Source organism: Variovorax sp. 679, assembly GCF_003952185.1.
GTDB lineage: Bacteria > Pseudomonadota > Gammaproteobacteria > Burkholderiales > Burkholderiaceae_C > Variovorax.
In genome coordinates, this window is the sequence record NZ_RXFS01000006.1 from 15663 (window position 1) to 37113 (window position 21451).

20 protein-coding genes are annotated in these 21451 nt (G+C 68.9%); 8 read left to right on the plus strand and 12 right to left on the minus strand.

All coding sequences use genetic code 11. The features are described 5' to 3' along the window. Window positions 1–65 precede the first annotated feature (65 nt). From pcaQ to EJO71_RS15930, 4 genes are read left to right on the plus strand one after another with little or no spacing between them, the layout of a single operon-like run. Entirely contained in the window at window positions 66–1022 is a 957-nt protein-coding gene (gene pcaQ / locus EJO71_RS15915) for a pca operon transcription factor PcaQ (protein WP_125950091.1), read from the plus strand. Window positions 1023–1076: 54 nt separating this feature from the next. Further along, window positions 1077–1682: a TetR/AcrR family transcriptional regulator gene (locus tag EJO71_RS15920; RefSeq protein ID WP_125950090.1), complete on the plus strand. Its 606-nt coding sequence runs from the start codon at window positions 1077–1079 to the stop codon at window positions 1680–1682. Continuing rightward, window positions 1679–2569, plus strand: coding sequence for an SDR family oxidoreductase (locus EJO71_RS15925; RefSeq protein ID WP_125950089.1), 891 nt, complete (start codon window positions 1679–1681; stop codon window positions 2567–2569). The genes EJO71_RS15920 and EJO71_RS15925 overlap by 4 nt, the downstream gene beginning before the upstream one ends. A gap of 27 nt (window positions 2570–2596) precedes the next feature. Next, window positions 2597–3850: a DUF418 domain-containing protein gene (locus EJO71_RS15930; RefSeq protein ID WP_125950131.1), complete on the plus strand. Its 1254-nt coding sequence runs from the start codon at window positions 2597–2599 to the stop codon at window positions 3848–3850. Here EJO71_RS15930 and EJO71_RS15935 read toward each other — a convergent pair. Further along, on the minus strand, window positions 3823–4443 hold the full coding sequence (locus EJO71_RS15935; protein ID WP_125950088.1) for a LysE family transporter: 621 nt from the start codon (window positions 4441–4443) through the stop codon (window positions 3823–3825). The genes EJO71_RS15930 and EJO71_RS15935 overlap by 28 nt on opposite strands. Before the next feature lie 106 nt (window positions 4444–4549). Between EJO71_RS15935 and EJO71_RS15940 the strand changes: the two genes are divergently transcribed. Further along, window positions 4550–5008, plus strand: a complete 459-nt coding sequence (locus EJO71_RS15940; protein ID WP_125950087.1) for an Lrp/AsnC family transcriptional regulator — start codon at window positions 4550–4552, stop codon at window positions 5006–5008. Here the strand turns inward: EJO71_RS15940 and EJO71_RS15945 are convergent. The 4 genes from EJO71_RS15945 to EJO71_RS15960 are packed head-to-tail and all read right to left on the minus strand — an operon-like array spanning window position 5005 to window position 9803. Then, the gene (locus tag EJO71_RS15945; protein ID WP_125950086.1) at window positions 5005–5403 is read right to left on the minus strand and encodes a YbaN family protein; all 399 of its coding nucleotides are present in this window, start codon (window positions 5401–5403) and stop codon (window positions 5005–5007) included. The genes EJO71_RS15940 and EJO71_RS15945 overlap by 4 nt on opposite strands. 7 nt (window positions 5404–5410) lie before the next feature. Next, window positions 5411–6499, minus strand: coding sequence for a mechanosensitive ion channel domain-containing protein (locus tag EJO71_RS15950; protein ID WP_125950085.1), 1089 nt, complete (start codon window positions 6497–6499; stop codon window positions 5411–5413). After that, the gene (locus EJO71_RS15955; RefSeq protein ID WP_125950084.1) at window positions 6499–8745 is read right to left on the minus strand and encodes an FUSC family membrane protein; all 2247 of its coding nucleotides are present in this window, start codon (window positions 8743–8745) and stop codon (window positions 6499–6501) included. Before EJO71_RS15955 ends, EJO71_RS15950 begins: the two co-directional genes overlap by 1 nt. Window positions 8746–8747: 2 nt before the next feature. Next, complete coding sequence (locus EJO71_RS15960; RefSeq protein ID WP_125950083.1) at window positions 8748–9803, minus strand: inositol monophosphatase family protein; 1056 nt, start codon at window positions 9801–9803, stop codon at window positions 8748–8750. 109 nt (window positions 9804–9912) lie between these two features. Here EJO71_RS15960 and EJO71_RS15965 point away from each other — a divergent pair, with 109 nt between their 5' ends. Together EJO71_RS15965 and cysE are read left to right on the plus strand one after the other, a co-directional pair. After that, window positions 9913–10653 carry an RNA methyltransferase gene (locus tag EJO71_RS15965; protein WP_125950082.1) on the plus strand — a complete coding sequence of 247 codons (741 nt, stop codon included), beginning with the start codon at window positions 9913–9915 and terminating at the stop codon, window positions 10651–10653. A gap of 69 nt (window positions 10654–10722) precedes the next feature. Beyond that, a complete protein-coding gene (gene cysE / locus EJO71_RS15970) occupies window positions 10723–11529 on the plus strand; it encodes a serine O-acetyltransferase (RefSeq protein ID WP_346428058.1) in 807 nt (268 codons plus the stop codon). Between the two features lie 22 nt (window positions 11530–11551). Here cysE and EJO71_RS15975 read toward each other — a convergent pair whose 3' ends face one another. From EJO71_RS15975 to cadR, 6 genes are all read right to left on the minus strand, one after another. Then, complete coding sequence (locus tag EJO71_RS15975; RefSeq protein ID WP_240651441.1) at window positions 11552–11899, minus strand: copper-binding protein; 348 nt, start codon at window positions 11897–11899, stop codon at window positions 11552–11554. Next, the gene (locus tag EJO71_RS15980; RefSeq protein ID WP_125950080.1) at window positions 11896–15063 is read right to left on the minus strand and encodes an efflux RND transporter permease subunit; all 3168 of its coding nucleotides are present in this window, start codon (window positions 15061–15063) and stop codon (window positions 11896–11898) included. The genes EJO71_RS15975 and EJO71_RS15980 overlap by 4 nt, the downstream gene beginning before the upstream one ends. Continuing rightward, on the minus strand, window positions 15060–16547 hold the full coding sequence (locus EJO71_RS15985; protein ID WP_125950079.1) for an efflux RND transporter periplasmic adaptor subunit: 1488 nt from the start codon (window positions 16545–16547) through the stop codon (window positions 15060–15062). The genes EJO71_RS15980 and EJO71_RS15985 overlap by 4 nt, the downstream gene beginning before the upstream one ends. Then, window positions 16544–17776 carry a TolC family protein gene (locus EJO71_RS15990; protein ID WP_125950078.1) on the minus strand — a complete coding sequence of 411 codons (1233 nt, stop codon included), beginning with the start codon at window positions 17774–17776 and terminating at the stop codon, window positions 16544–16546. The genes EJO71_RS15985 and EJO71_RS15990 overlap by 4 nt, the downstream gene beginning before the upstream one ends. A gap of 76 nt (window positions 17777–17852) precedes the next feature. Next, the gene (locus EJO71_RS15995; protein WP_240651440.1) at window positions 17853–18188 is read right to left on the minus strand and encodes a hypothetical protein; all 336 of its coding nucleotides are present in this window, start codon (window positions 18186–18188) and stop codon (window positions 17853–17855) included. 103 nt (window positions 18189–18291) lie between these two features. Continuing rightward, entirely contained in the window at window positions 18292–18765 is a 474-nt protein-coding gene (gene cadR, locus EJO71_RS16000) for a Cd(II)/Pb(II)-responsive transcriptional regulator (RefSeq protein ID WP_125950076.1), read from the minus strand. A 70-nt stretch (window positions 18766–18835) separates the two neighbouring features. Between cadR and EJO71_RS16005 the strand changes: the two genes are divergently transcribed. Beyond that, window positions 18836–21163 (plus strand): heavy metal translocating P-type ATPase, encoded by a 2328-nt coding sequence (locus tag EJO71_RS16005; protein ID WP_125950075.1) that lies wholly within the window; start codon window positions 18836–18838, stop codon window positions 21161–21163. Window positions 21164–21167: 4 nt separating this feature from the next. Here EJO71_RS16005 and EJO71_RS16010 read toward each other — a convergent pair whose 3' ends face one another. Next, window positions 21168–21401, minus strand: coding sequence for a hypothetical protein (locus EJO71_RS16010; protein WP_125950074.1), 234 nt, complete (start codon window positions 21399–21401; stop codon window positions 21168–21170). Window positions 21402–21451: the final 50 nt, after the last annotated feature.

A 21451-nucleotide genomic window follows, 5' to 3' on the forward strand; every position in this document is an offset into this window, starting at 1 on the left:
TCTGCCAGCTATTCCGGCTGGTTATATTGAAGCAGCCACTCTCCCAAGGAAACGCCGTGTCAGCCATGAACTTTGCGCGCCTGAAGATGCGCCACCTGCAATGCCTCGTGATGGTGGCGCAGGAGCGAAACCTCGTGCGCGCCGCCAAGGCGCTGTCGCTCACGCAGCCGGCCGTTTCCAAGACGGTTGCGGAGCTGGAGGAGATCGTCGGCCGCCAGCTGCTGCTGCGCCGCCGCCGGGGCGTGGAGCTCACGCCGGCCGCCGAGGTGCTGGTGCGCCATGCCGTCTCGGCGTTGCGCGGGCTGCGCGAAGGGATGGGACTGGCCATGGACCAGCCCGAGGCCGACCAGCTTCGCGTGGCCGTCGGCGCGCTGCCGAACATGGTGGCCAACCTGCTGCCGGAGGTGGTCGCCACGCTGCATGCCTCGCAGCCCGCGCTGCGGGTGCGCGTGGTGAGCGGCACCAACGCGCAGCTGATGACGCAGCTGCGCCAGGGTGAAATCGACCTGGTGCTGGGCCGCCTCGCGCAGGCCTCGGCCATGGCCGACCTGGCCTTCGAGCAGCTTTACAGCGAACCGTTGTTGCTGGTGGCGCGGCCCGGGCACCCGCTGGCGGCGCGGCGCAAGCCGCCGCTCGATGCGCTGGCAAGCCATCCGCTGGTGCTGCCGGTGTCGGGCACGCTGATACGGCACACGGCCGATGCCTTCCTCATCGCGCAGGGCATGGCGCTGCCCGGCCGGCTGGTAGAGGCCACCGACACCAGCTTCGTGCTGGGGCTGCTGCGGCGCTCCGACGCCGTGTGGTTCGCGCCGCAGGGCGCGGTCGAAGAGCTGATCGCGCGCGGGGAACTCAAGCGGCTGGCCATCGACACCACGAGCACCGAAGGGCCGGTGGGGCTGACCGTGCGGCGCAGCGACGCGCCGGGCGAGGGCGCGCGGCTGCTGATCGAGGCAATCCGCGAGGTGGCGGCTGCGCGGAAGAACCCGGTTGCCCCGAAGGCTTCAGGGGTTCTTAATAAATAGATCGACTAGTTAGTCTAATAATTGGCGCATGACCGCACACCCCAAGTCAGCGCCATGAGAAAGATCGACCCCGAACGCCAGCAGGCCAAGCGCCGCCAGATCATGGAGGCCGCAGGCAATTGCTTCGCGCGGCGCGGCTTCCATGCCACCACCACCGCCGAGATCTGCGCCGAGGCCGGCATGAGCCCCGGCAACCTCTTCCACTATTTCGACAGCAAGAGCGCCATCGTCGAGGCCATCGTCGAAGAGGAGCGCGCCGACACCGCCGCGTACTTCGCTGCGCTCGACGAGTCTTCCGACCTGCTGGAGGCGCTGCTCGACTTTCTCGATGCGGTAATGGCCTTCGCGGCCGACAAGACCTACGCCCGGCTGGCGCTCGAAATCGCCGCAGAAGCGACGCGCAACCCGGCCATCAACACCCAGATGGCAGCCGGCGACGCGCAGACTCGCGCCGACATCGCCAGGCTGCTGCGCGGCGCCATGGCGCGCGGGCAGGTCGACGCAAGCCTCGACCCCGAACAGGCCGCGAGCTGGATCGTCGCGCTGATCGATGGCGTGTTCTCGCGCCTCGCCATGGACGCGGGGTTCGATCCGCAGCGCGAGGCTCCGATGCTGCGGCTCGTGGTGAGCCGCTTCCTGAAGGCCGGGAGCGCCCGATGAGCGCCTTCGCTTCTGCGCCGGTGTCCCTCCATGCATACGCACCGGCGCAGCGCCCCGCCTGGGACCGCGCCAACGGCCGAGTGTTCGGCAAGGTGGCGCTGGTGACGGGCGCGGCTTCGGGCATCGGGCGCGCGGCCGTGCTGCGGCTGGCCGCCGAGGGCGCGACCGTCGTTGCCACCGACATCGACGAGAAGGGCGGCGAGGAAACCGCCAGCCTTGCGCGCGCCACGGGCGGGCGCGCCATGTTCGTCGCGCACGACGTGAGCAGCGAGGTCGCGTGGAAGGAGGTGATCGACGTGGTCGTCGCCGCCCATGGTGCGTTGCACGTGCTCGTGAACAACGCCGGCATCGCGCTCGCGGGCAGCACCTTCGAGATGAGCGTGGAAGACTGGCGCCGCCAGCTCGCGGTGAATCTCGACGGCGTGTTCCTGGGCCTGAAGCATGGCGTGCCGCTGATGTCGAGTTCGGGCGGAGGCTCTGTCGTCAACATGTCGTCGACTGCCGGCCTGGTCGGCAACGCGGGGCTGTCGGCCTACTCGGCCAGCAAGGGCGGCGTGCGCATGCTCTCCAAGTCGGTGGCGCTGGAGTGCGCCCGCGCGCGCAACGGCGTGCGGGTCAACTCGCTGCACCCGGGTGTGATCGACACGCCGATCTGGAGCACGAATGCCCGCGCGCAGCAGCAACAGCAAGGCGGCGGCGTGGCGTGCGGTTTGAAAAGACTCTGGCGCCGCGCGGTCCTCGGCGCGGCGGGGCGCAACGCGGTGCCGCTCGGCCATGCCGGCACGGTGCTCGACGTTGCCAACGCCATCCTCTATCTCGCCAGCGACGAGTCGCGCTACGTGACCGGCAGCGAGCTCGTCATCGACGGCGGCTTGACCGCCGCCTGACGCATGCAGGGCATGCAGAAAGAAAACATGTCGTCGTTACCGAATCTCCCGGCGCAGCCCGGAGCCGCGCGAGGCCGCGAGCGCCAGTCGCTGGTCGATGCCCTGCGCGGCTTCGCGCTGCTCGGCATCCTCGTGGTGAACATCGCGAGCTTTTCCTCGACCTACTACGGCGTGGGCATCCCGGACCCGATGGCGCAGTCGGTGCTCGAGCGTGCCGCCTTGCTCGTGCGCACGCTGGTCTTCGAGACCAAGTTCTACCTGCTGTTCTCGTTCCTCTTCGGCTACAGCTTCACGCTGCAGATGCAATCGGCCGAGCGCGAAGGCAAGGCTTTCGCGCCGCGCATGGGGCGGCGGCTGGTGGGGTTGTGGGTGCTGGGGCTGGTGCATGCCGTGGTGCTGTACCACGGCGACATCCTCACCACCTACGCGGTGCTGGGTGCGGTGCTGCTTGTGCTGCGGCGGCGCGGCGATGTTTTCATGGCGCGCTGCGCCATCGGGCTGGTGCTGGCCACTTCGCTGCTGTGGGCGGGCATCGGCCTTCTGCTGGAGAAGGCGGGCATTCCGTCGGATACGCGCACCGCCTATGCGGACGCGGTCGCCGCGCTGGCTGCGTACCGGGGAACGCCACTCACGGTGATCGTGCAGCACCTGCGCGAGCTGTCGCAGATCTGGTGGATCACCGGGCTGGTGCAGGCGCCTACCGCGCTGGCGATGTTCTTCGCGGGCTTCATCGCGGGGCGGCGCGAGCTTTTCGTGAATGCCGATGCGTACCGGCCGCTGTTCCGGCGCATGTTGCTGTGGGGACTGGTCATCGGGGTACCGGGAGCGGCCGTGTATGCCTTCCCGTCGATCCGGCTGGACAACACGGTCAGGGAGCTCTACGGGCTCGCGGCTACGTTGCTGACGGCACCGTTCCTTACGGCAGCCTATGCGGCCGGGCTCGTGCTGCTGATGATGACGCCGCGCGGTCGCGTGCTCGAAGGCGTGCTGGCGCCGGCGGGCCGCATGGCGCTGACCAACTACCTGATGCAGTCGCTGATTTGCGCTTGGCTCTTCCTGGCCTACGGACTGCGCTGGATCGGCACCATGGGGCCGCTCGCCGCCACGGGCATAGCTTTCGTCATCTTCGCGGCGCAGCTCGTGCTGAGCCGCTGGTGGCTGGGCCGTTTCGTCTACGGGCCGGTCGAATGGCTGCTGCGCGCGTTCACGAACCTGGAGCTTCCGCCGATGCGCCGCAAGCCGGCCGCACAGGCTCAGCGCGGCAGCAGCGTCGAGAGCTGATAGACGGCGAAGGCCAGCAGGATCGCGCCCGAGAGCCGGTTGATCGACTGCATGGTCTTGGCGCTCAGCTTGTGCCGCACCGACGACACCAGCGTCGAGAGCCCGAGCCACCACAGCGCGGAGCCAAGGAACACGCCGAGCACCATCGTCGCGGCCGGAATACCGCCGCCGGTGTGGCCGGTCGAGATGGTGGCGAACACCGCGACGAAGGACAGGATCGTCATCGGGTTCGCCAGCGTCAGCAGGAAGACCGACAGCGTGGCCTTCAGCGGCGTGGTGGCGTCCGCGGCCTGACGGGCCTGCGTGGCGACCGGCGCGCGAAGCAGCTGAACGCCCATCCATGCCAGGAAGGCCGCGCCGGCCAGCGCCAGCGGCACCCGTGCCGCCACCATCGACGCGATGACGGCAGACACGCCCAGCGCGCCGATGGCGCCATAGCAGGCGTCGGCCAGCGCGGCGCCCAGCCCGCTGAGAAAGCCGATGGTGCGGCCGTGCGCGAGGGTGCGCTGGATGCAAAGCAGGCCGATGGGGCCGACCGGCGCGGCAATGGAGAGGCCGATGACGAGGGCCTTGAGGAAGAGGGTAGAGTCCATTTGTAAATTGTCTTTACCTCTTCGCCTGAAGAAAATGGCGAAGCTCAGGCGGAATGCACCTCTTGCCTGAAATTCAAGGCGAATCAATCGCCGGAGCCTGAAATCCATGGAAATCGACAGCAAGAACTGGCAGATCCTCGAAGTGCTCCAGGCCGATGCGCGCACCTCGCTCACCGCCCTGGCGCGGCAGGTGGGCCTGTCGGTGCCCTCGACCTCGGAGCGCATGAAGCGGCTGGAAGAATCCGGCGTGCTGGCCGGCTATCGCGCAGTGGTGCCGCCGCGCAAGGCGGGCTACACGGTGATGGCGCTGGTCGGCATGACCACGCCGCAGCCCGACAAGGCGCGGCTGCTGAAGCTGCTCGAGGGCAGGAGCGAGGTGCTCGAATGCTTCCACGTGACGGGGCAGGACTCGTACGTGCTGAAGGTGGTGGCGCGCGACATCGAGCACCTCGAAGCCTTCGTGAGCAGCATCAACCACCTGGGCGAGACACGCACTTCGATCGTGATGTCGGTGCCGATTCCGGCGCGCGCCGTGACCGCGCCTGACCCGGAACGCCAGGCTTAAGGCGGCGGAGGCAGCGGCCGCGACCACAGCCACGCCAGCACGCAGGCCATGCACCCGATGGCCAGCGAGGCGAGCCATGCGCGGTGCGCGGTGAACGACACGATCACGGCGCATGCCGCCATCGTGATGGTCGCGCTCCACTTGGCGCGGCGGCTCACGGTGCGGCCGTTGGCCCAGTTGTGCAGCAGCGGGCCGAAGAGGCGGTGGTTCAGCAGCCAGGCGTGCAGCCTGGGCGAGCTGCGCGCCGCGGCCCAGGCGGCCATCAGGATGAACACCGTGGTCGGCATGCCCGGCACGACCACGCCGATGAGCCCCAGCACCAGGCACAGCAGCGCGAAGGCGTACAGCAGGCCCCGGGTGAGCGCGGAGTGGCGTGGGCCGGGGACTGGCTTCAAGGCCGCGTCAGGCCGGGGCCTGCCCTTGCGGTTGGTGCTGCAGCTCGCGTTCCGCGAAGTTGTCGGCCGAGATGCGCATCTTCGGCAGGAATTGCGGGTACTCGCGCTGCATGAAGTCGATGAGCCCTTCGCGCACGCTGCAGCGCAGGTCGAAGGTCAGGCCCGAGGTGGCGGCCGTGCACAGCACGCGGATCTGCATGGTGCGCTCTGTCGCGTCGGTGACCCGCAGGTTGAAGAAGCGGCCGTCCCACTCGGGCGCGGCCTTCACGATGCGCTCGACTTCCTCGCGCAGTGGCGCGAGCGGCATGCCGTAGTCGACGTAGATGAACACGGCGCCCAGCAGCTGTGCCGAATGCCGCGTCCAGTTCTGGAACGGCTTCTCGATGAAGTAGGTGAGCGGCAGGATCAGCCGGCGCTCGTCCCAGATCTTCACGACCACGAAGGTGCCGGTGATTTCCTCGACGCGGCCCCATTCGCCCTCGACCACCAGCACGTCGTCGATGCGGATCGGCTGCGCCAGCGCGATCTGCAGGCCGGCGATGAGGTTGCTGAACACCGGCTTGGCCGCGAGACCGGCCACGATGCCGATCACGCCCGCCGAAGCCAGCAGGCTTGCGCCCACCTGGCGCGCGCCCGGAAAGGTCATGAGCATCATCGCGCCGCCGGCCACGATGACCACCGACATGGCGGTGCGCGCCAGCACGCGGGTCTGCGTGAGCACGCGGCGGGCCTGCAGGTTGTCGGCGATGTCGGAAGGGTTCTGCGCGAGCACGCCGTCGGCGAAACCGCTGATGGCCTTCACCGTGAGCCAGGTGGTGGCTGCGATGAGCAGCAGGCCGTTCAGATGGCGCAAGTTGCCGATGAAGCGCAGGTCTTCCGGCGCGGCCTGGAGGATGAGCAGCAGCGCCACCAGCGGCAGTACCAGCCGCGCCGGCGCATTGCAGTTGAGCACCATCGCGTGCACCGCGGGCGCGGGACGGGTGATGCGCTTCAGCACAAGGCCGCCGATGCGGTGAGCCAGGAGAGCGAGCGGAATGGCGACGAGGATGGCAACCCATGTGCCGAACCAGGGGTGGGCGAGTATCTCTTTGGTCATCAGGCGGTGGTCGTCTTCGCTTGTTCTGTTGTCTCGTTCAGAGGTTGAAGAATGCGCGCCGCGTCGTCGCGCAGCTGCGTGGCGAGTGCCGTTGCCAGGTCGAGCCTGCGAAGCAGCCAGGGGCTGATGTCGTTGTCGAACGGGTCGGGCAGGGGGATCGGGCCGCCGACCGTGGTCGAACCGGCGCTCTCGGGGTGGGAGGGACCGGTGGTGGGAATAGTTCCGATGGCCGCCTCGATGCGTTGCGCGGTGCGGCTGATGGGGCCTTCGACCTCAGCCGGCGTGAGGCGGTCTCGGCGCAGCACCAGCATCGACTTCACGGCGCTGAGCTGCGCGAGAAGCTGGTAGCTGTGGGCCTGCAGGTGCTCGAGCGGCTCCAGCGGCGGCTGCACCGCGCGCGGCTCCGAGAGCGAGCGCTGCGTCGCCTGCACCAGCGCCGAGAGGCTGTCGTAGGCCTCGCGGCGCGCGAGGCGCCATTCGAGCTCGGGGCTGCTGTCGATGGCCTTGAGCTGGCCGAGGCCGAGTGCGAGCCGCGCATGCCGTGCCTGCGCGGTGAGCACGCGCGAGACCAGCGCCGGGATCTGCGTACGCTCCCACGAGGGCAGCACGTAGCAGAAGCCCCAGGCCAGCGCCGCGCCGATCAGCGTGTCGGCGATGCGCTCGAACAGCGCGAAGATCGGCGCCACGCCCACGTTCAGCATGTGGGCCTGCACCAGGCCGAGCACGGTGGCGGCCACTGCGGTGATGAGGTAGCGCCGCACCGCGAAGCTGTGCGCGATGGCCTGCGCCACCGTCACGATGACCAGCAGCGCCAGCGCCGACGGGTGCGCCGACAGCAGCCCCACCGCGAGCACGCAGCCCAGCAGCGTGCCGGCCACGCGCGCGTTGCGCCGCTCCAGCGTCTGCGAGAGGCTGCCGCGCAGAACGACCACGATGGTCAGCAGGATCCAGTAGTCGTGCGAGCCCCAGGGCATCGACACCGCGATGGCGTAGCCGGCCGCGATGGCCAGCGCGGCGCGGATGGCGTGGCGCAGCGGCGGCTGGTCCCAGCTCCACAGCGTGAAGAAGGGGCGCAGCGACCAGTCGGTGGGGCTCACGAAGAGCTGCCAGTTGGCGCGCACCACGGCGAGGTTGGGCTCGGCGTCGCCGCGTGCCATGGCCGACAGGCGCAGCACCTCGTCGTTGATGTGGCCGATGCGGCTGGCCAGCCCGCGCGCGAGCATGGCGGCGGTGGGGCCGATGTGGCCGCCGCTGGCGGTGCTGTCGTCCGCCGAGACGTGGATGGCCGCGAGGCGCGGACGGCGATCGGCCACGGCGTCGGGGTGGCGGCCCATCATGAGGGCGTCGGCAAGCGCGATGGTCTCGTCGGAAAGCTCTTCAAGCACTCGGCGCATCTCGATGAGCGCGTCGGCATGCGCGGGGTGGGCGCGCAGGGTGTCGAGGTCGAGCTCGCTGGCCAGCAGCTGGTCGCGCATCTCGAGCACGATCACCAGCATGGCGGCCAGGCGCTGGCGGCGTGGCGTGCGCGGCGATTCGAGCACGATGTCGCGCGTGGCCTGCAGCTGGTCGGCCAGCGCAGCCTGCTCGCGCAGCAGCTGGCCGAGCATGGGCGCGGGGGTGTCGCGCACGTCGCGGGTCTCGTCCTGCGGCAGGAACTGGCTGGCCTCGGTGCGCATGAGCGCAGCTAGCGAATACAGCACGTCGGCCACCGACTGGGTGCGGAAGCGCCCGTTGAGCGCCAGGTTGGCGAGCGTGGCCCAGATCACGTACAGGCCCGCGCCAATGCCGAAGTGCCAGGTGCGCTCGATCGCGTCGGCCATGCCGGAGGGCGGCGGCGTGGCCATGGAGAACACCATCGAGAACATCACCGCGATGGCGATCGGGATGCCCCGCTTGCCCCAGGCCATGGCCAGGAAGGCGACGAAGGTGGCCGGCACCAGCAGCAGCCCGAGGCGGATCGGTGCGCTGTGCAGCATCTGCACGGCGAAGAAGAGCGGCAGGCCGATGAGCGGCGCCGGCAGCATCTGGAAGAACTTGCCGCGGCGCGGGCCGGGCAGGTCGGGCGGCGCGGTGACGATCACGCCGGTGGCGGCGGCCGAGGCCGCGAGGGTGCCCAGCCAGAGATGGACCCCGCCCGAGATGAACAGCAGGCCCAGCGCGACGGTGAGCCCGCTCGCGACGTAGTGGCTCAGCGCGATGCGCAGAGCGGCACGGACCCGGGGCGCTGCGTTGCTGGGCCCCAGCATCGTCACTTGGCGGAGGAGTTGCCCTCGGGGGGCATGCCGTTGGTGGGCGCTTCGCGGCGCACGCGCGTGAGCTTGCGGGGGGCGGGAGCCGCGGCCACGGCGGGAGCGGCGCCTTCGGCCGTTTCGTCGGCGAAGTCGACCACCGTGCTGCGCGCGTAGAGATCGACCGAGGCGTCGGCCGCGCTCGACTTGGTGGACGCCGACACGGCGCGCACGCGGTCGCTGGCGCGCAGCTTGTCGTCCACGTTGGCGAACTTGGAGTACTTGGCGAGCAGCGGCACCAGCTGGCCGTATACGCGCGGGGCGCCGGCCAGGCATTCGCGCTGGTCGATGAACTCGGGCTCGCCCGTGAAGTTGCCGATCAGGCCGCCGGCCTCGGTGACCAGCAGCGAGCCGGCGGCCACGTCCCAGGGGTTCAGGCCGGTCTCGAAGAAGGCGTCGGTGAAGCCGGCAGCCACGTAGGCCAGGTCGAGCGCGGCGGCGCCGGGGCGGCGCAGGCCGGCGGCGCGGGGCATCATGTCCGCCATGATGGCCAGGTACTGCTTGAAGTTGTCGCCGGTGCGGAAGGGGAAGCCGGTGGAGATCAGGCACTCGTTGAGGCGCGTGCGCTTCGAGACGCGGATGCGGCGCTCGTTCATGTAGGCGCCGCGGCCCTTGGTGGCGGTGAACAGGTCGTTGCGGGTGGGGTCGTAGACCACGGCCTGCTCGATCTTGCCGCGCACCGACAGCGCGATGGACACGCAGTAGACCGGGAAGCCGTGGATGAAATTGGTGGTGCCGTCGAGCGGATCGATGATCCAGACGTAGTCGGAGTCCTTGGCGCCGTACTGGGTGCCGGATTCTTCCGCCAGGATGCCGTGCCCCGGGTACGCGCCGAGCAGCGTCTCGATGATCGCTTGCTCGCTGGCGTGATCGACTTCGGTGACGAAGTCGTTGACCTGCTTCTGGGAGATGCGCACGGCCTCGACGTCGAGGGCGGCACGATTGATGATTGCGCCGGCGGCGCGTGCGGCCTTGACGGCCACGTTGAGCATGGGATGCAGGTTGGGGGACGACATTGGATTGTGGGAAGAACGGTGGGGAAGGCCCCGGAGACGGCCCGGCGATGCGGGCGGCGAGAATCGGGGGATTTTACCGGCTCCGCCCGTTAGTGTCTCCAAACCCCTCATGCGCACCCGTTTCATCCTGATCCAGACCAGCCACGCCGGCAATGTGGGCGCCGCCGCCCGCGCCATGAAGACCATGGGTTTTTCCGACCTGGTGCTGGTGGCGCCGCGCTGGGCCAACGTGCTGCGGCGGGAGGAAACCATCCAGCGCGCGAGCGGCGCGCTCGACGTGCTGGCCAACGCCCGCATCGTCGAGACGCTCGACGAGGCCCTCGACGGCGTGACCCACATGTGCGCCACGGCCATGATCCCGCGCGACTTCGGCCCGCCCACCCGCACGCCGCGGGAGCACCTGGAACCCCTGGTAAAGCAAGGCGACCAGCACGTGGCATTCCTGTTCGGTTCCGAGCGTTTCGGCATGCGGAACGAGGACGTCTACCGCTGCAACGTGGCCCTGAGCATCCCCACCGACCCGAAGTTCGGCTCGCTCAACCTGGGCGCGGCGATCCAGGTGATCGCCTACGAATGGCGGCTGGCGCTCGGCGGCTACGAGGTTCGCGAGGCCATCAACCCCGTGCAGGCGGCCGATGCGCAGGCCGTGGCCGGCATGCTCGACCACTGGGAGCGTTCCCTGGTGGAAATCGGCTTCCTCGATCCCGAGGCGCCCAAGAAGCTCATGCCGAGGCTGCAGCAGCTCTTCAACCGGGCGCAGCCCACGCCGGAGGAAATCCACATCCTGCGCGGGATTGCCAAGGCCATGAGCGATGCCACGCGTCCGCCCAAGGGCGGCGCTGGCTCCTGACGGATTGACTAAAACCCCATCGTCCGTACGCGAAGACACCCGGCTTTAGACTGCCCGGCCCCTATCGATATAACGACAACAGACAGAAGGCATAAGGCAGCGATGTTCTCCAGACTGCGCGCCGACATCCGGTGCATCCTCGAACGCGACCCGGCCGCCCGCAGCGCCTGGGAAGTGATCACGGTCTACCCCGGCTTCCATGCCGTGGTGCTGCATCGCTGGGCGCACGCCTGTTGGACCCATGGCTTCAAGTGGCCCGCCCGCTTCATCGCGCACTGGGCCCGCTGGCTCACCGGCATCGAGATCCACCCCGCGGCCAAGATCGGCGAGCGCGTGTTCTTCGACCACGCCATGGGCGTCGTCGTGGGCGAGACGGCCGAGATCGGCGACGGCTGCACCATCTACCAGGGCGTGACGCTGGGCGGCACCTCGCTCTACAAGGGCGAGAAGCGGCACCCGACGCTGGGGCGCAACGTGGTGGTTGGCGCGGGCGCCAAGGTGCTCGGCGGCTTCGTGGTGGGCGACGGCGCCAAGGTGGGCTCGAACGCGGTGGTCACCAAGCCGGTGCCCGCGGGCGCCACGGCGGTGGGCAACCCGGCGCGCATCATCGAGGCCGAAGCGGCCGCGCGGCGCGAGGAAACCGCCTCGCGCATGGGCTTCTCGGCCTACGGCGTGACGCAGAACGACGACCCGCTGAGCCAGGCGCTGCGCGGCCTGATCGACAACGCCTCGGGCCAGGAACACCAGATCGCGCTGCTGTGGCAGGCCATCGAGAAGCTGTCGGCCCAGCCCGGCAGCAAGGACTGCGTGCCGGGCGACGCCGCTCGCGACGAGAGCTTCGAGGCCGACAAGCTCACGCAGCTCATCGGCAAGTAGCGGACGGCCCCCTCGGCGGGCCTCAGCGGGCTGTTTCCATCTGCGTCACGGTCGGCTTGCCCTTCACGACCTCCACATGGAACCGGACCTTGTCGCCGGGCTTCAGCGCGTCGAGCATTTTCCTGTCGGCCACGTCGAAGCCCATGGTCATGGCCGGCATGGCGAGGTTGGGGATGTCGCCGTGCTTGAGCACGACCAGGCCCTTGGCGGGGTCGATCTTCTGGACGACCGCATCGGTCATCATGACGCCCGCCTGCTGGCTTGGCGCAGGCATCTTCATGGACGACATGTCGTCCTTCGACATCTGCGCCTGCGCGACGGCGGCCGATGCGGCGAGCAGCACGAATACGAGGGAATGCACGGGTTTCATTGGGTAGCTCCTTGGTTGGGGGTTGGGGAAACAAGAGGCCGCGCCGCACGGCCACGGCGGCGCAGCAGGTACCAGGCGGCGGGAACGACGAGCATGCTCAGCAGCGGCGCGGTGACCATGCCGCCCACCATGGGCGCGGCGATGCGGGTCATCACCTCCGAGCCCGTGCCGCTGCCCCACAGGATGGGCAGCAGCCCGGCCATCACGACGGCCACGGTCATGGCCTTGGGCCGCACGCGCAGCACCGCGCCTTCGCGGATCGCAGCAAGCAGGGTTTCGTCGTTCATCGGCTCGCCGGACTCGAGGCGCCGCGCCAGCGCGTTCTTCAGGTAGACCAGCATCACCACGCCGAACTCGGCCGCCACGCCGGCCAGCGCGATGAAGCCGACCGCAGTGGCCACCGAGATCGAGTGGCCCAGCGCCCAGATCAGCCAGAAGCCGCCGATGAGAGAGAACGGCACGGCAGCCATGACGAGGGCCGCGTCGACGAACGACCTGAAGAGCAGGTACAGCAGCACGAAGATCACCGCCAGCGTGACCGGCACCACCAGCTTCAGCCGCTCGGTCGCGCGCTCCAGGTACTCGAACTGGCCTGACCACGACACCGCATAGCCCGCGGGCATCTTCACGGCCTTGTCGACCGCCGCCTGCATGTCGTTGACGGCCGAGCGCAGGTCGCGGCCGCGCACGTCGACGTAGATCCAGCCCGACAGCCGCGCGTTCTCGCTGCGCAGCATCGGCGGGCCGTCCACGACGGCGATGCGCGCGACGTCGCCCAGCAGCAGTTGGGCGCCCTTGTCGGTCACGAAGGGCAGCTGCCGCAGCCGCTCCAGCGAATCGCGGATCTCGCGCGGGTAGCGCACGTTGATCGGGTAGCGCTCGCGGCCCTGGATGACCTCGCCGACGTTGTCGCCGCCGATGGCCGTCGACACCACGGCCTGCACGTCCGCCACCGAGAGTCCGTAGCGCGCCGCCGCGAGCCGGTCGACATCGACGTCGATGTAGCGCCCGCCCGTGAGCCGCTCCGCCAGCGCCGACGAAACGCCGGGCACGCCCTTGACCGCCGCCTCGATCCGCGTGGTCAGCGAATCGATGGTGGCCAGGTCCGCACCCGCCACCTTGATGCCCACCGGGCTCTTGATGCCCGTGGCCAGCATGTCGATGCGATTGCGGATGGGCGGCACCCACACGTTGGTGAGGCCCGGCACCTTGACGGCGCGGTCCAGTTCCTCGACCAGCCTGTCCGGCGTCATGCCCTCGCGCCATTGCGACCTGGGCTTGAACTGGATGGTGGTCTCGAACATCTCCAGCGGCGCAGGGTCGGTCGCGGTGTCGGCGCGGCCAGCCTTGCCGAAAACGCGGGCGACTTCCGGCACGGTCTTGATCAGCCGATCTGTCTGCTGCAGTAGCTGGGAGGCCTTCGACACCGACAGCCCCGGTAGCGCGGACGGCATGTAGAGCAGGTCGCCTTCGTCCAGCGGCGGCATGAATTCGCCGCCGAGCCGGCTCAGTGGCACGGCGGTCAGCGCGAGCAGCAGCGCGGCAACGGCGAGCGTTCCCTTGGGAAAGCGCAGCACCAGTTCCAGCGCCGGCCGGTACGCCGCCATCAGGAAGCGGTTGACCGGGTTGGTCTCCTCGTGCGGGATGCGCCCGCGTATCAGGTAGCCCATGAGCACCGGGATCAGCGTCACCGAGAGGCCGGCCGCAGCCGCCATCGCGTAGGTCTTGGTGAAGGCCAACGGCGAGAACAGCCGGCCCTCCTGCGCCTCGAGCGAGAACACCGGCACGAAGGACAGCGTGATCACCAGCAGCGAGAAGAAGAGCGCCGGCCCCACTTCCACCGACGCGTCGGCGACCAGTCGCCACCGCTCCGTTGCCGTGGGCTGCCGGCCCTGCGTCGTCTCGAAAGCCTCGATGTGCTTGTGCACGTTCTCGACCATCACGATGGCACCGTCCACCATCGCGCCGATGGCGATCGCGATGCCGCCCAGCGACATGATGTTGGCGTTGACGCCCTGCCAATGCATGACGATGAACGCCGCAAGCACGCCGACCGGCAACGCCACCACCGCCACGAGCGCCGAGCGCAGGTGGAACAGGAAGACCGCGCAGACCAGCGCCACCACGACGAACTCCTCGACCAGCTTGCCGCGCAGGTTTTCCACGGCACGGTCGATCAGCAGCGAGCGGTCGTAGGTGGGCACGATCTCCACGCCCGGCGGCAGGCTGGGCTTGAGCGTTTCGAGCTTGGCCTTGACGGCCTCGATGGTCGAGCGGGCGTTCTTGCCGGAGCGCATGACGATCACGCCGCCGGCCACTTCGCCTTCACCGTCCAGCTCGGCGATGCCGCGGCGCATCTCGGGGCCGACTTGCACCGTAGCCACGTCGCGCAGCAGCACGGGCGTGGCGCCCGTCACAGAAAGCGGAATGCTGCGGAAGTCTTCCAGCGAACGCAGGTAGCCGCGCGAGCGCACCATGTACTCGGCCTCGGCGAACTCGACGACCGAGCCGCCCGAAGCCTGGTTGGCCTTCTGCAGCGCCTCCACCACCGTCTGCTGCGTGATGCCGAGCGCGCGCATACGGTCGGGATCGAGCACCACCTGGTACTGGCGGACCATGCCGCCGATGCTGGCGACCTCGGCCACGTCGGGCACCGTCTTGAGCTCGAACTTGAGGAACCAGTCGTTCAGCGCGCGCAGCTGGCCGATGTCGCGCGCGCCGGAGCGGTCGACCAGCGCGTACTCGTAGACCCATCCCACGCCGGTTGCATCGGGGCCCAGCGAGGCATTCGCGCCGGCGGGAAGCCTGCTCTGCACCTGGTTGAGATATTCGACGACCCGGGAGCGCGCCCAGTACGGGTCGGTCTTGTCGTCGAACAGCACGTAGACGAAGGAATCGCCGAAGAACGAGTAGCCGCGCACCGTCTTCGCGCCCGGCACGCTGAGCATGGTGGTGGTCAGCGGATAGGTGACGAGGTCCTCGACCACCTGCGGTGCCTTGCCGGGGAAAGGCGTGCGGATGATGACCTGCGTGTCCGACAGATCGGGCAGCGCGTCGAGCGGCGTGCGGGCGACGGACCACCAGCCCGCGGCCACGAGGAACACGGTCGCGATCAGCACCAGGAAGCGGTTGCCGACCGACCAGCGGATGAGGGCGGCGATCATTGCTTGGCGCCCCGTTCCGCACGTTCGATGGAGACCAGCTCATAGCCCGTGGGGCCGCCTTCCTTGAACTCGAAGCGGACCCGGTCGCCGGGCTTGATGTCCGCGAAGGCATCCGGCGACGCCTTCGCGAAGCCCATCGTCATGGACGGCCACTTCAGCGTTGCGACGGGCCCGTGCGAGATCGTGATGCCATCGGGCGCCACGCTCTCGACCTTGCCTTCCGCCTTGTGGAGCGTCGCGGCCGGCGTGGCTGCGGGTTCCGAAGCCGCCATGTTGCCGAGCACCGAGCGCAGCCGGGCTTCCGAGTCGATCAGGAACTGGCCGCTGGCGACGACCTGGTCGCCTTCGCTCAGGCCCGAGACGACTTCGGTGTCGTCGCCCTGGTCTGCGCCCAGCGACACGTCGCGTGGCTCAAATGTGCCATCGGCCTTGCGCACGATGACGACGGCGCGCTTGCCGGTGCGGATGACGGCTTCGGACGGTACGACCAGGCGTGTACTCGTGGGGCCGGCCACCTGCAGTCGCAGCAGCATGCCGGGCGTGAGCCCGCCGTTCTTGTTGTCGACTTCGAAGCGGGCCTTCAACGTGCGCGTCGAGCCGCTCACCTCGGGAAGGATCTCGTCGAGCGTTCCATTGAAGGAGCGGGCCGCGTCAGCCTGGAGCATCGCCTTCACCTTCTGGCCGCGCACGAGCCGCACTGCTTGTGCTTCCGGAATCTCGGCCACGGCCCACACCTTCTCCAGGCCCGCGATGCGGAACAGCGTCATGCCCGGCGTGACGGCGACGCCTTCGCGCACGCCCAGTTCGGCCACCACGCCGTCGGACGGTGCGGAGAGCACATAGCGCGCCTGCGCCGTGCCGCTTTCCTCGCTGCGGCGGACGAGTTCGTCGGGAATGGACATGGCACGCATGCGGTCACGAGCCGCCGCGACGAGTTCCGGGGCCACGCCCGATCGCCTGAGCGCGAGAAACTCGTTCTGCGGCCCAAGCCACTCCGGCGCGAACACGGTCGCCAGTGCCTGGCCCTTGCGCACGCGCTCCATGGGCGCGCGTACCGACAGGCGCTCGACATAGCCGGCGACGCGCGTCTGCACGGCGACGTTGAGCCGCTCGTCGAATTGAACGGTGCCGACCGCGTCGAAGGACGTGGAAGTTTCCGCCCGTCGCACGTTGGCATACCGGATGCCGAGGTTCTGCTGGACCGTGGGGCTCACCTGTACGCCGCCCCCGTTGGCCGCGCCAGTGGCGCTGTCCGCATACATGGGCACAAGCTGCATGTCCATGAACGGCGACTTGCCGGGCTTGTCGAAGCGCTGGCCGGGCACCATGGGGTCGTGCCAGTAGAGGACCTTGCGGCCGTCGGCCGCCGATGTGGTGGCTGCCGTATCGGCGGGCTGCACCGTCTTGCGGCCCAGGTAGAAGGCGCTCGTGGCGAGCAGCAGGGCGGCCAGCAGCGAGGTGCCGATCATGCGGGTTCTGTTCATTGCGCCACCTCGGCAGTGAGCGGCCGGAAGGCCAGTTGGATTTGGGTCTTGGCAAGGTCGCGCTGCAGCGTCAGCAGCTTGCGTTGCGCCTCGACTTCGGCGTGGCGCGCCTCGAACAGGGAGACGAGGCTGCCCTGGCCGGAGCTATAGGAAGCCGTCGCCGCGGCCGTTCTCTGGCCTGCAGGCACGACGACGCCGGTGCGGTAGCGGTCGATGCGCTGCTCCAGGCGTTGCGCGTCGCTGCGCAGTGATCGGTACTCGGCGGTCGCTGCCCGGCTCGCTTCGGCCAGATCGGCTTCGGCCTTCTCGACCAGCGCCAGCTTGGCTGCCGTGTCGCGGTCCTGCCGTTCGCCGGGCGCGACGGGCAGGGGAATGCTCACGCCCACCGACACCATGTCGGAATAGCCGGTGCGCTGGCCGTAGGCGATCTCCCAGGTCCAGTTGGGCTTGCGGTCGGACGCGGTGACGGCCGCTGTCCGCCTTGCCACTTCGAGATCGCGCTGCATCGCTGAGACAGTGGGGTGCGCGGCCACGTAGGCCTCTTCAGTCGGCAGTGCGATGGCGCCGGGCGGCTGCAGCTCGTCGGGCATAACGCCGACCCACCGCTGGAAGGCGGCGCCTGCCGCGCCTTGCTGCTGCAGGACGTCGGCCGTCTCGTCCTCGGACGTGCCTCTCGCGCTGGCCAGCGCCAGCGCCTCCTGGCTGTTCCCCGTGGCCGAGGACAGGCGCGCACGCGATGCCTCCAGCTCTTCGTGCGCATGGTGCTCCATGAGCTTGGCGAGCTTCAGGCTTTCATTGGCATAGAAGGCGTCGATGTAGGCGAGCGCGGTCTGCCGGCGGGTGTCGGCCGCTGCCGCTTGCACCAGCACCGTCTCGCGGCCGACCGCCGCATCGGCAGCGGCCTGCCGTGCGGCGCGCTTGTCGGCGGACAGCCATTCCTGGCTGATGCCGATGCGCTTCATCGTCATCGAGTCGCGAGTCGTGCGAAAGCGGTCGGGGCCGGTCGCGGGCAGGTTGTCGATGCCGACGCGCAGCGTGGGGTCGGGAAGCTGGGCGGCGGAATGGGCCGCCTCTGTGGCGCTCAAGGCGCCGGCACGGGCGGCACGGGTGGATTCGGAGCGCTTGACCGCAATGGCCAGCGCTTCTTCAAGGGACAGGGGGGCCGCCGTCGCAAGGTACGGCAGCAGCGCGACGGCCAGCACGGCCGCGCGCGGGAAAAGAATGGACATGAAAACTCCGCAGACGAACGAGGTGATCGCTGGCAGGCGGACGAGCCGCGCCAGCACCAGTCAGTCGACGGAGATTTCAGACTCGGAGTCTGAGCGTGGAGAGAAAGACGGGATCGGGCGGCGGATGCTGCCGCTCGGGCACGGCCTGCCGTGGAACGGCATGGCCTTCCGATGCCAGCACCAGCGGCATGACCACGACCTGCACGATGGCGGGCAACGAGGGAGTGGCCAGCTTCACGGGCTCGAAGGAGAGCGACATGTCGGCAGCGTGCTGGAAGCACAGTACCGGCTGGGCCATGTCCATGCCTTCGCATGGGGCGCCCGTTGCCATCATTTCGGCCATCGAGTTCGTGTCCGGCAGGCTCGGGCAGACATAGCTCGCCAATGCCAGCTGCGAGAACAGCAGAGACATGACCACGAGAAACGCGGTCAGGCAGCGATGGAGGGAATGCCGGCGGGCCATATCGGGCAGGGAGTGTAGCGTCGTGCCTGCGCGGTGTCTTTCGGTCTTTCAGTCAGGCCGAGCGTTTTGCTCCGGTACCGTGCAGCGAGCCATGCACGTGGCCCGCGTGCTGGCCGAAGGTTTCGGGCGCGAGAGCGGTGGTGTCCAGCTCCTGCAGGATGCCGCAGGCATTCGCCGATTCGGGGCCGCAGCATTGCTGGCGCAGCGCCTTCAATTGCTTCTCGAGCGTCTTCAGCTCGGCGATGCGCGCGGCCACGTGGCCGATGTGGTCGTCCAGCAGCTGGTTGACCTCGCCGCAGTCTTCCTGGGGCGCGTCGCGGAATTTCAGCAGGCTGCGGATCTCGTCGAGCGTCATGTCCAGCGAGCGGCAGCGGCGGATGAAACCCAGGCGCTGGGCATGGTCTTCGTCGTAGATGCGGTAGTTGCCGTCGGTGCGCGCGGGCTCGGGCAGCAGTTGCTCGCGCTCGTAGTACCGGATGGTTTCGACAGGCGTGTTCGCGACCTTGGCCAGTTCACCGATTTTCATGATGCGGCAAATGAACGAGTGGAAATAAGCGTTTGACTCTACACCTGCTTCAGGGTTTCCAATCGATTCCATGACGAACCAGAACGCCCTGAAGCAGCCCGTGCCGCACGCGCATGGGCACTCCCATCCGCACCCGCATTCGCATGCGCACGAAGAGGGACACGGCCACGACCATGCGCACGAGCAGCCGAAGGCCGAGGCCGCCGACGCGTGCTGCGGGTGCAGCAGCAGCCACGGCGCGATCCCGCTGGCGCCCGACCTTGGCGATGTGCCCAAGGGCGCCTTGCTCTTTCGCATTCCCACCATGGACTGCGCGACCGAAGAATCGGAAATCCGCCGCGCGCTCGAGCCCGTCGCGGGCGTCAAGGCCCTGCGCTTCCGGCTCGGCGAGCGCACCATGGCCATCACTACCGACGAAGGCGCGCTGCCCGAGGCGCTTGCCGCCATCCGCAAGGCCGGCTTCAAGCCTGAACCCCTGGGCGACACCGCAGGCGCCCAAGCTGCCGCCGCACCCGCGCGCATCGCGGGCATGAGCACGGGCCTGGCCCGGCTGGTCGCCGCGCTGGTGCTGGCCATCGCGGCCGAGTCGATCTCCTTCATGGGGCTCGAGGGCAAGGGCTTCATGGCGGCCGGCATGCTGCTGGCGCTGGGCGCCATCGGCCTCGCGGGCCTCGACACCTACAAGAAGGGCTTTGCGGCGCTGGTGCGCGGGCGCCTGAACATCAACGCCCTGATGGCCGTGGCCGTCACCGGCGCCTTCATCATCGGCCAGTGGCCGGAGGCCGCGATGGTGATGGCGCTCTACGCGATCGCCGAGCTCATCGAAGCCCGCGCCGTGGACCGCGCGCGCAACGCCATCCAGAGCCTGCTGGCGCTCGCGCCCGAGCAGGCTGAAGTCAAGCAGGCCGACGGCAGCTGGAAGACCGTGATGGCCAACGCGGTCGAACTGGGCGCCGTCGCACGCATCCGCCCCGGCGAGCGCGTGCCGCTGGACGGCGTCGTCACCGAAGGCACCAGCGCCATCGACCAGGCGCCAGTCACGGGCGAGAGCATTCCGGTCGACAAGACCATCGGCGACCCGGTGTTCGCGGGCACCATCAACCAGACCGCCGCGCTGGAGTTCCGCGTGACGGCCGTGGCGTCCAACACCACGCTCGCGCGCATCATCCATGCGGTCGAGGAGGCCCAGGGCTCGCGCGCGCCCACGCAGCGTTTCGTCGACAAGTTCGCTTCCATCTACACGCCCACCGTGTTCGTGCTGGCACTGGCCATCGCAGTGTTCGCGCCGTTCTTCATGGACTGGACATGGATGCAGTCCATCTACAAGGCGCTGGTGTTGCTGGTCATCGCCTGCCCGTGTGCGCTGGTGATCTCCACGCCGGTCACGGTGGTGAGCGCGCTGGCCTCGGCCGCGCGGCGCGGCATTCTGATCAAGGGCGGCACGTACCTGGAGGAGGCGCGCAAGCTCAAGGCCGTCGCGCTCGACAAGACTGGCACCATCACCGAAGGCAAGCCGAAGCTGGTGGAGTCGTCGCTGATCGGCGATGCAAACAATGAAGCGGCCGTGTTTGCCGTTGCCGCCAGCATCGCGGGCCGCTCCGACCACCCCGTGTCGAAGGCCATCGCCGAAGGTCTGAAGGGCGGACAGGACGAAGTTGCCGACTTCACCGCGCTGCCCGGGCGCGGCGTGCAGGCCACGCACGCGGGGCAGTCCTATGTGCTGGGCAACCACCGCCTGATCGAGGAGCGTGGCCTGTGCACGCCGTCGCTCGAAGCCGAGCTCAAGCGCCATGAGGAAGCGGGCCGCACCGTCACGCTGCTGGCATCGGAAAAGGCCGTGCTCGCGCTGTTCGCGGTTGCCGACACCATCAAGGAGTCGTCGCAGGCGGCAGTGGCGGAACTGCGGGCGCTAGGCGTGGTGCCCGTGATGCTCACCGGCGACAACACCGCCACCGCCAGGACCATCGGCGCCCACGCCGGCATCGAGGACGTGCGCGGCAACCTGCTGCCCGAGGAGAAGCTCGACGCCGTCAAGGCGATGCAGCAGCGCTATGGCGCCGCCGCGATGACCGGCGACGGCATCAACGACGCCCCCGCGCTCGCGCAGGCCGACATCGGCTTCGCGATGGGCGGCGCCGGCACCGACACCGCGATGGAAGCGGCCGACGTGGTCATCATGAACGACGACCTGCGCCGCATTCCCGAAACCATCCGCCTGTCGCGCCGCGCGCATGCGGTGCTGTGGCAGAACATCACGCTGGCACTCGGTATCAAGGGCGTGTTCTTCGTGCTCGCCGTGTTCGGCAGCGCGACGATGTGGATGGCGGTGTTCGCCGACATGGGGGCCAGCCTGCTGGTGGTGGCGAACGGGTTGCGGTTGATGCGCGTGCCGAAGTGAGTTGCTAGCCGTTGTTGCTGCCGGGCTTTGCGGCGGTGGCCTCGAGGACGGAGGCAATGCGTTCGAGGTTGGCGTTCAGTCGCTTCGTCTCGGCGATATGCGCTGTCATGTAGTTGCGCATTTCGTCGAAGTACTGCGACTGCTTCATGCCGCCGGTGCGGCGCACGAGGTAGAGCCAAACGGCAATGAGGAGCAGCATCGGCGCCCAGCCGATCGCGATATTGAGAAGTGTCTGCATGTCCCTCCTTGGGTATGTAGCTTGGCGAATGAGACCTCTGCGCGCGGCGG

What these genes read in the sequence shown, in the direction of transcription:
- EJO71_RS15995 (WP_240651440.1), bottom strand. Translation starts at nt 18,188, where the DNA reads ATGTCTCTGCTGTTCTCGCAGCTGGCATTGGCGAGCTATGTCTGCCCG.
- pcaQ (WP_125950091.1), top strand. Translation starts at nt 66, where the DNA reads ATGAACTTTGCGCGCCTGAAGATGCGCCACCTGCAATGCCTCGTGATG.
- EJO71_RS15940 (WP_125950087.1), top strand. Translation starts at nt 4,550, where the DNA reads ATGGAAATCGACAGCAAGAACTGGCAGATCCTCGAAGTGCTCCAGGCC.
- EJO71_RS15935 (WP_125950088.1), bottom strand. Translation starts at nt 4,443, where the DNA reads ATGGACTCTACCCTCTTCCTCAAGGCCCTCGTCATCGGCCTCTCCATT.
- EJO71_RS15960 (WP_125950083.1), bottom strand. Translation starts at nt 9,803, where the DNA reads ATGTCGTCCCCCAACCTGCATCCCATGCTCAACGTGGCCGTCAAGGCC.
- EJO71_RS15955 (WP_125950084.1), bottom strand. Translation starts at nt 8,745, where the DNA reads ATGCTGGGGCCCAGCAACGCAGCGCCCCGGGTCCGTGCCGCTCTGCGC.
- EJO71_RS15985 (WP_125950079.1), bottom strand. Translation starts at nt 16,547, where the DNA reads ATGAACAGAACCCGCATGATCGGCACCTCGCTGCTGGCCGCCCTGCTG.
- EJO71_RS15965 (WP_125950082.1), top strand. Translation starts at nt 9,913, where the DNA reads ATGCGCACCCGTTTCATCCTGATCCAGACCAGCCACGCCGGCAATGTG.
- EJO71_RS15950 (WP_125950085.1), bottom strand. Translation starts at nt 6,499, where the DNA reads ATGACCAAAGAGATACTCGCCCACCCCTGGTTCGGCACATGGGTTGCC.
- EJO71_RS15930 (WP_125950131.1), top strand. Translation starts at nt 2,597, where the DNA reads ATGTCGTCGTTACCGAATCTCCCGGCGCAGCCCGGAGCCGCGCGAGGC.
- EJO71_RS15920 (WP_125950090.1), top strand. Translation starts at nt 1,077, where the DNA reads ATGAGAAAGATCGACCCCGAACGCCAGCAGGCCAAGCGCCGCCAGATC.
- EJO71_RS16005 (WP_125950075.1), top strand. Translation starts at nt 18,836, where the DNA reads ATGACGAACCAGAACGCCCTGAAGCAGCCCGTGCCGCACGCGCATGGG.
- EJO71_RS15990 (WP_125950078.1), bottom strand. Translation starts at nt 17,776, where the DNA reads ATGTCCATTCTTTTCCCGCGCGCGGCCGTGCTGGCCGTCGCGCTGCTG.
- EJO71_RS16010 (WP_125950074.1), bottom strand. Translation starts at nt 21,401, where the DNA reads ATGCAGACACTTCTCAATATCGCGATCGGCTGGGCGCCGATGCTGCTC.
- cadR (WP_125950076.1), bottom strand. Translation starts at nt 18,765, where the DNA reads ATGAAAATCGGTGAACTGGCCAAGGTCGCGAACACGCCTGTCGAAACC.
- EJO71_RS15980 (WP_125950080.1), bottom strand. Translation starts at nt 15,063, where the DNA reads ATGATCGCCGCCCTCATCCGCTGGTCGGTCGGCAACCGCTTCCTGGTG.
- EJO71_RS15925 (WP_125950089.1), top strand. Translation starts at nt 1,679, where the DNA reads ATGAGCGCCTTCGCTTCTGCGCCGGTGTCCCTCCATGCATACGCACCG.
- EJO71_RS15975 (WP_240651441.1), bottom strand. Translation starts at nt 11,899, where the DNA reads ATGAAACCCGTGCATTCCCTCGTATTCGTGCTGCTCGCCGCATCGGCC.